The following is a 7088-nucleotide window of genomic DNA, read 5'->3' on the forward strand; positions in this document are numbered from 1 at the left end:
AAACGGCCTCCATCGGTCCTGGCGGTAGCACCTGCCCCGTGGGGGGTGGTTGCTGCGACTTCGGCGAGCCAGGTCTCTCAGTCGCTCGGGATGGACGCTTCCGAGTAAAGCCGATCGCGAGGAGCGAAAGCAAGCTTGTCGGCCCAGATCACACGAGTGGAGGTGTCCGAATCGCGGGATCGCCCGGCAAGAGGCGTATTTTCACCAGACCGCGTTGACTTCTGTGACATTCCGGGGCTTCGCCCCGGGCCGGGGGCTCCGCCACCCGGAACCCCCGGAAAGCCGCTTCCACTGTGGACCTGCTAACGGGCAGCGGCCAACCGGGCGAAGTCCTGCACGCCGAGCTGCTCACCCCGGGTCTTCGGGTCGATCCCGGCGGCCGTGAGCAGCTCGCCGGCCCGCTCGGCCGAGCCCGCCCAGCCCGCGAGCGCGGCGCGGAGCGTCTTCCTGCGCTGTGAGAAGGCGGCGTCCACGAGGCCGAAGAGCCGATCGCGGTCGTCCGACGCCGGAGCGTCACCGCGTTCGAAAGCGACGAGCGCGGAGTCGACGTTCGGCACCGGCCAGAACACCGAGCGCGGCACGGCGGCGACCTTGCGCGCCGGGCCGTACCAGGCGAGCTTGACGCTCGGCACGCCGTAGATCCGGCTGCCGGGGCCGGCCGCCATCCGGTCGGCGACCTCCGTCTGGACCATGACGAGGCCGCTCCCGAGGGACGGCACCTCGGCGAGCAGGTGCAGCACGACCGGGACGGCGACGTTGTAGGGCAGGTTCGCGACGAGCGCGGTCGGCTGAGGCAGTTGGTCGTCCGTGATCCGCAGCGCGTCGGCCGTGACGACCTGGAGTCGATCGGAGACCTCGGGCGCCCGGTCGGCGACGGTCTTGGGCAGCCGTTCGGCGAGCTTGGGATCGATCTCGACGGCGACGACCCGCGCGCCGGTGGCGAGCAGCCCGAGGGTGAGCGACCCGAGCCCGGGCCCGACCTCGAGGACGACGTCGTCCGGGCCGACGTGCGCGAGCTCGACGATCCGGCGGACGGTGTTGGGATCGTGCACGAAGTTCTGGCCGAGCTTCTTCGTCGGCCGCACGTCCAGCTCGGCCGCCAGCCCGCGGATCTCGGCAGGTCCCAACAGTTCAACCACCGGTGGAGCTTACCGATGGGGCAGCACGCACACGCGAAACGGCCCCCGCCCAGACAGGACGGGGGCCGTTACGCGGAAGATCAAGCCTTCTTGCCGCAGACCGGCCAGGCGCCGTAGCCGCCGCGGGCGTCGCGGACCTTCTCCGCGATCGCGATCTGCTGCTCACGGGAGGCCTGGTTCGGCAGCGCGGCGTACTGGTCGCCGCCGTAGGCGTTCCAGGTCTGCTTGTCGAACTGGAGGCCGCCGTAGTAGCCGTTGCCGGTGTTGGTGGCCCAGTTGCCGCCCGACTCGCACTTCGCGATGCGGTCCCACGCGGAGCCGTCGCCGATGGCCGGCGTCGGGGCCTGCTTCGTGCCGACGTGGATGATCTTCGGCTTCGGCTGGGTGATGACCTGCTCGGAGACACTCTCCCGCGAGACCTCTTTGCCGTTCTTCTGCGTGACCTTGTAGGTCACCATCTTCTCGCCGGGCGTGCCGGGGTCTTCGACCGAGGTCTTGCCCTTGGCGAGGTCCGGGTCGTCGACGCGCTGCTCGGGCGGGTCGATGGACTCCTTCTGGACGACCGTCGAGACGCCGGTGCGGCTGATGTGCACCTCGGCGCCGTCGGTCAGCTTGACGTCCAGGCCGCCCTCGGCCTGGTCCTCCGGGCCCAGGGTGAGCTTGTACTCGCCCAGGAACTCCTTCGTCGTGACCGCGGTCGTGGTGACCTTCTTCGGCGCGTTGGCACCGTCGTAGAGCGTGAGATTCTTGAGGGTCTTGATCTCGACGGTGGCGCCCTGCAGGGGCAGCTCGCCGTCCTTCGGCATCGACATCCACGTGCCGGGCTTGTCCACGCCGGCCATGCCGAGCTGGCCCAGCGCGTCGCCGAGGTGGGTCGCGCGAACCCAGGAGGTGTGCTCCGAGCCGTCGACGATCATCTTCAGCTGGCGGCCGCGCTCGAGCTTGATGACACCGCCGTCGCCGACCTCCGCCTGCGGGGACGGGGAGAGCGAGTCGTGCGCGCCGACGGAGAGGCCCGCGTCCTCCAGCACTTCGCCGACGGTGTCGCCGAACGAGTGCACGGTGGTCTGCTGGCCGTCGACGTCGACGGTGATGCTCTTGTTCATCGCCAGCGCGGCCGCGCCGCCGCCGGCGACGCTGATCATGACGCTGAGGACGGCACCCTTGAGGAAACGGCGCTTCCAGACCTTCGAGGTCTGGCGCATGCTCTCATCCAGGGCGGCCCGCTTGGCCTGCGGCGAAGCGGTGCGGTCCGCCTCGATCTCGTCCGGGATGACGATCGGCGGCAGGTACGTCGTCTCGGCGTTGATGAGCCGGATCAGCTCGTCGACGTCGACGTCGATCGACGCCATCATCGCGTCGGCGTCGGGGCCGAGCGCGGCGAGGATGTCCTGCTGGGTGATGTTCGGGTCGTCGGAGAAGTCGAGCTGGCCGTAGGCGGTGTCCTCGTAATGACGATCGAGGACGGCCGCGGAGCGCGCTCCAGCCTGTCTGCTACCTGTCACCGCTGTCGTTCCCTTTCCCAAGACGCCGTTCGGGGCGGCATCTTTACGTCTGGGCCCGCAGTCGGCGCCATCGTCACGGTCCCGGTCGTACCTACCCGGTTCCGCTTCCCCGACGTGCACTGACGTGACTGTGGGCGTAACAGTCGGCAACTGCAGTCTGCAGTACCGACCGGCACGATCACGGGACAGTAACGGGTCCCGCCGGGTTGCGCAAACACCCCCCGGAGTGTCGTGATCCCCGTCACTCCATCAGGTGGACGATCAAGGAACCCTGATGTCGCAATGCGTTCAACCCGTTGTGACACTGAGGAGTCGGTAGACCCGCTCGGCAGTGGTCCGGACCGATTCGGCGACTTCGTGGACAGCTTCGCCCCTGAGCGCCGCGAGGTGACGGACGGTGTAAGCGGCGCCGAACGGCTCGTTCGGCCGCCCACGGAACGGGTGGGGGGTCAGAAACGGCGCGTCGGTTTCGACGAGGTACTGGTCCGCCGGGCAGAGCCGCGCCGCCTCGTGGAGCCCCTTCGCGTTCTTGAACGTCACCGTGCCCGCGAAGGAAAGGACGTATCCCGCGTCGACGCACTTGCGGGCCATTTCCGCATCCCCGGAAAAACAATGGAAGATTACGGCATTCGGCGCATTCTCTTCGGCCAGGATGCGCAGCACGTCGTCGTGGGCCTCGCGGTCGTGGATCATCAGCGGCTTGTCCAGCCGCTTCGCGAGGTCGATGTGCCAGCGGAACGCCTCCTGCTGGGCGTCGTGCGGCGAGTAGTCCCAGTAGTAGTCGAGGCCGGTCTCGCCGACGGCGACCACGCGGTCGGTGGCGGCCAGGCGCTCTACTTCGGACTTCTCGGCCTCGCCGAACTCCTTGGTTCGCGTCGGGTGGATCGCGACCGCGGCGAACACCCGGGGGTCCCAGGTCGCGGCCTCGGCGGCCCAGCGGGCCGAAGCGAGGTCATCGGCGACCGTGACGACGCGGGCGACGCCGGCGCGCTCGGCGCGGTCGACCATGGCCGTGACATCGGCCGCGGTGACCGCGCCGCACGCGTCGAGATGGGTGTGCGCGTCCACCACCGACACCGGGAGCCGGTCCGGGACCGGCGGCAGCTCGCGCTTCTCGTCACCCATGCATACCTCTTACTCCTTGACGATCGGCGCCCACTCCGGGCCGGTCTCACCCAGCGCCGGGTCGAGCTTCGTGAACAGCGGCGACGGCTTCCGCAGGGGCTTGCCGACCTCGATCGGCTTCGACTCCCACTTCGCCTGCTCGCCCGCGTAGTCGCCGGTGAGGATCGGGTTGACCCGGCCGGCGACGTCGAGGTCCTCGACCTCCCGCAGTTCCGGCTGGGCGGCCCAGACGCCGGTGCCGCCGAGGGCCTCGTGGACCTTCTGCGCCGAGTGCGGCAGGAACGGCGTCAGCAGCGTGTTGGCGTCGGAGACCACCTGCAGCGCGGTGTGCAGCACCGTGTCGCGCCGCGTGGGGTCGTCCTTGAGCTTCCACGGCTCCTGGTCGGAGAGGTACTTGTTCGCCGCGGTGACGACCTTCATCGCCTCGCTCGCCGCCAGCTTGAACCGGGACCGGGCCAGGTGCGCGCCCGCGGTGTCGAAAGCCTTGCGCGACAGGGCCTTCAGGTCCTCGTCGGCCGCCGTCGGGGCCTCCGGGCGCGGGATGGCGCCGACGTTCTTGTGCGCCATCGAGATCGACCGGTTGACCAGGTTGCCCCACTCGTTGGCCAGCTCGAAGTTGGTCCGGCGGACGAACTCGTCCCAGGTGAAGTCGGTGTCCTGGGTCTCCGGGCCGGCGACCGAGATGAAGTACCGCAGCGTGTCCGGGCCGAAGTCGCGCAGGAAGTCCTCGACGTAGATGACGCGCCCGCGCGAGGTCGAGAACTTCGAGCCGCTCATGGTGAGGAACTCGCTGGAGACGATCTCGTCGGGCAGGTGGAGCTTGCCGTACTTGCCCGGCTCGCCACCCTTGTCGCCCTCGCCGTTGTGGCCGAAGAGCAGCGCCGGCCAGATCTGGGCGTGGAAGGTGATGTTGTCCTTGCCCATGAAGTAATAGGACCGCGCGTCGGCGTTGTTCCACCACTCCTGCCACGCGTCCGGGTTGCCGGACCGCCGCGCCCACTCGACGCTGGCCGAGAAGTAGCCGATCACCGCGTCGAACCAGACGTAGAACCGCTTCAGCGGCTGGTCGCGCCAGCCGTCGAGGGGGATCTTGACGCCCCAGTCGAGGTCGCGGGTGATCGGCCGGGGCCGCATGTCGTCGATCAGGTTCTTGGTGAAGTTGAGGACGTTCGGACGCCAGTCGTTCTTGGTGCCCAGCCAGTCGCCGAGGGTCTTGGTGAACGCCGGCAGGTCGAGGAAGTAGTGCTCGGTCTCGACGAACTTCGGCGTCTCGCCGTTGATCCGCGACTTCGGGTTGATCAGCTCCGCGGCGTCGAGCTGGTTGCCGCAGTTGTCGCACTGGTCGCCGCGCGCGCCGTCGTACCCGCAGATCGGGCAGGTGCCCTCGACGTAGCGGTCGGGCAGCGTGCGGCCGGTGGACGGGCTGATCGCCCCGCGCGTGGTCTTCGGCACGACGTAGCCGTTGCGGTGCAGCGCCAGGAAGATCTGCTGCGTGACGTCGGCGTGGTTGCCGGTCGTGGTCCGGGTGAACAGGTCGTAGGAGAGGCCGAGGCCCTGCAGGTCGTTGCCGATCTGGCGGGTGTACTTGTCCGCCGTCAGCTGCGGGGTCGAGTTCTCCTTGTCGGCCTGGACGGTGATCGGGGTGCCGTGTTCGTCGGTGCCGGAGACCATGAGCACCCGGTTGCCGGCCATTCGCTGGTAGCGGGAGAAGACGTCGGACGGGACGCCGAATCCGGACACGTGGCCGATGTGGCGGGGGCCGTTGGCGTAGGGCCAGGCCACCGCGGTCAACACTGGGGTGCTCATACCTTATTAGCCTACGGAGGGCGTCACGCGCTTTGACGAGAGGGAGGCCCGGTTTGTCGGCGACACGGTTGCTCGTGCTCGGGGTGGTGCGCATGTACGGCCGCGCGCACGGCTACCAGGTGCGCCGCGAGCTGCTCGGCTGGTCGGCGGACAAGTGGGCCAACGTCCAGCCCGGGTCGATCTACCACGCGCTGAAGAAGATGACCGCCAAGGAGCAGCTGGAGCAGGTCGACGTCGAGCCGGGCGAGGGCGGCCCGGACCGGATCGCCTACCGGGTCACCGAGGACGGCGACCGGGAGTTCCACCTGCTGCTCGGCACGGCCCTGTCCGATCCCGAGGTCCGCCACCCGGAGCTGTCCGCCGCGATCTCGCTGATGACCACGCTGCCCCGCAAGCGGGTGATCGGCATGCTCAACCAGCGGCTTGTCCACCTCGAAGCCGAGGTGCGGCGGGCGGCGCTGCTCATCGACGAGGGCTCCGAGTGGGGACAGCCCGCGCACATCTCCGAGCTGTTCCGGCTCTGGGGCGAGATCTCGGCGGCGAGCCTCGACTGGCTCCGGAACCTGATCGCCCGGCTCGAAGCCGGCGAATACGTGATGGCCGACGATCCCGGTCGCGCGTTCGGAGAGCCGCCGGCCCGGTAGCGAGCGTGCGAACGTCATGAAAGGGTCGTTCATGGCGTCGGACCTGGATCCACCGGTGAATGTGCTGGCCGGTGGTATGTCGTAGACACGCAGATGCCCTCTGACCTGGGATAATTGTTCTTGTCTAGGGAACAACAATCCTTGAGTGAGAGGGCATCTACTAGATGCGAGCATCCCATACCCGAGCCAAGGTGAGGGCCAGGTTCGACGATCAGAGTGTCGTGTCCCACGCCGGGCTGCTGCCGCTGCTGCGGCTGACCGAGAACATCGGCTTCGCCGACCTCGCCACCGAACGGATCCGGATCCCCGGCCCCACCGGCGCCAACCCGGACGCCAAACTGCTGTCCCTGATAGCCGGGATGGCCACCGGCGCGGACAGCATCAACGATCTGGATGTGCTGCGCACCGGCGCGATGGACCGGCTGTTCACCGGCATCCGGGCCCCCTCCACACTCGGGACGTTCCTGCGCGGATTCGACATCGGCCACACCACCGCACTGGAAACGCTCACCGCGCAGGTCCTGACCCGCCTCGCCCACCGCAGCGATGATCGGTTGCTGCCCGGCATCGGCGACTACGCGATCCTGGACCTGGACTCCAAAATCACCCGCGTCCACGGACAGCAGAAAGTCGGCGCGCGCCACGGCTACACCCACGTCCGGGGATACAACTTCCTCGCCGCCACCCTGGCCACCCCGATCGCAGCCCCGGTGATCCTCGCGACCCGGCTACGCGGCGGCCAAGCCGACACTCGCCGCAACGCCACCTCCTTCATCAAGCAGGCACTACGCACCGCCCGCGGCTGCGGCGCCACCGGGAACCTGCTGGTGCGCGGCGACTCCGGCTACTACGTCTGCTCCCTGATCCAC

At 68.8% G+C, this 7088-nt stretch carries 6 protein-coding genes and 1 riboswitch; of the genes, 2 read left to right on the plus strand and 4 right to left on the minus strand.

What is annotated here, in order from left to right:
• Positions 1-6 precede the first annotated feature (6 nt).
• A riboswitch (SAM riboswitch) is annotated at positions 7-97 on the minus strand.
• Between the two features lie 205 nt (positions 98-302).
• From rsmA to metG, 4 genes are all read right to left on the minus strand, one after another.
• Entirely contained in the window at positions 303-1139 is an 837-nt protein-coding gene (gene rsmA, locus AB0N03_RS45750) for a 16S rRNA (adenine(1518)-N(6)/adenine(1519)-N(6))-dimethyltransferase RsmA (protein ID WP_364386606.1), read from the minus strand.
• Between the two features lie 80 nt (positions 1140-1219).
• Positions 1220-2644, minus strand: a complete 1425-nt coding sequence (locus tag AB0N03_RS45755; protein ID WP_364386608.1) for a transglycosylase family protein — start codon at positions 2642-2644, stop codon at positions 1220-1222.
• A 288-nt stretch (positions 2645-2932) separates the two neighbouring features.
• A complete protein-coding gene (locus tag AB0N03_RS45760; RefSeq protein ID WP_364386610.1) occupies positions 2933-3769 on the minus strand; it encodes a TatD family hydrolase in 837 nt (278 codons plus the stop codon).
• Positions 3770-3778: 9 nt separating this feature from the next.
• Complete coding sequence (metG, locus tag AB0N03_RS45765; RefSeq protein ID WP_364386612.1) at positions 3779-5575, minus strand: methionine--tRNA ligase; 1797 nt, start codon at positions 5573-5575, stop codon at positions 3779-3781.
• Between the two features lie 53 nt (positions 5576-5628).
• Here metG and AB0N03_RS45770 point away from each other — a divergent pair, with 53 nt between their 5' ends.
• Together AB0N03_RS45770 and AB0N03_RS45775 are read left to right on the plus strand one after the other, a co-directional pair.
• Positions 5629-6219 carry a PadR family transcriptional regulator gene (locus AB0N03_RS45770; RefSeq protein WP_364386614.1) on the plus strand — a complete coding sequence of 197 codons (591 nt, stop codon included), beginning with the start codon at positions 5629-5631 and terminating at the stop codon, positions 6217-6219.
• 191 nt (positions 6220-6410) lie between these two features.
• On the plus strand, positions 6411-7088 hold a 678-nt coding region (locus AB0N03_RS45775), incomplete at its 3' end, for a transposase (RefSeq protein ID WP_364386616.1).

Source organism: Amycolatopsis sp. NPDC051061, assembly GCF_040682935.1.
In the GTDB taxonomy this organism is placed as follows: Bacteria; Actinomycetota; Actinomycetes; order Mycobacteriales; family Pseudonocardiaceae; genus Amycolatopsis.

What these genes read in the sequence shown, in the direction of transcription:
- AB0N03_RS45760 (WP_364386610.1), bottom strand. Translation starts at nt 3,769, where the DNA reads ATGGGTGACGAGAAGCGCGAGCTGCCGCCGGTCCCGGACCGGCTCCCG.
- metG (WP_364386612.1), bottom strand. Translation starts at nt 5,575, where the DNA reads ATGAGCACCCCAGTGTTGACCGCGGTGGCCTGGCCCTACGCCAACGGC.